Origin of the sequence: Domibacillus indicus (assembly GCF_023715895.1) — a bacterium.
Taxonomy (GTDB): Bacteria; Bacillota; Bacilli; order Bacillales; family Domibacillaceae; genus Domibacillus; species Domibacillus indicus_A.
This window is the reverse complement of sequence record NZ_JAMBOO010000078.1, coordinates 1-478: the sequence shown is the minus strand read 5'-3', so window position 1 is coordinate 478 and position 478 is coordinate 1. Positions and strand designations below refer to the sequence as shown.

The window sequence follows — 478 nt, the reverse complement described above, 5'->3', positions numbered from 1 at the left end:
CGACGAGGCTGACCGCGATCAGCAGCGTATGCTCGGTGTCCTTCAGCGATGCGCGGATGGTGGTCGAGCGGTCGAGCACCGGCGTGACCGTGATGTCGGCCGGCAGCGACGCGGTGAGCTGCGGCAGCGCCGCGCGCACGCGGTCGATCGTGTCGATGATGTTCGCGCCGGGCGAGCGATAGAGGATCACGAGCACCGCGCGCTTGCCGTTCGACAGGCCGAGGTTGCGCAGATCCTCGACCGAATCGACGACGTCCGACTGGTCGGACAGCCGCACGGCCGAGCCGTTGCGGTAGGCGACGACGAGGTCGCGGTATTGCGACGCCTGGGACGCCTGGTCGTTCGTGTAGAGCTGGTAGTGCTGCGGGCCGAATTCGATCACGCCCTTCGGCGCGTTGGCGTTCGCGGACGCCAGCGCCGCGCGCACGTCCTCGAGGCCGATCCCGTAGTGGAACAGCGACTGCGGTTCGAGCTCGAC

At 68.6% G+C, this 478-nt stretch carries 1 protein-coding gene; it reads right to left on the bottom strand.

Annotation, left to right across the window (positions count from 1 at the left end; all coding sequences use genetic code 11):
- On the bottom strand, positions 1–478 hold a 478-nt coding region (locus M3221_RS25610; protein WP_251274821.1), incomplete at both ends, for an efflux RND transporter permease subunit.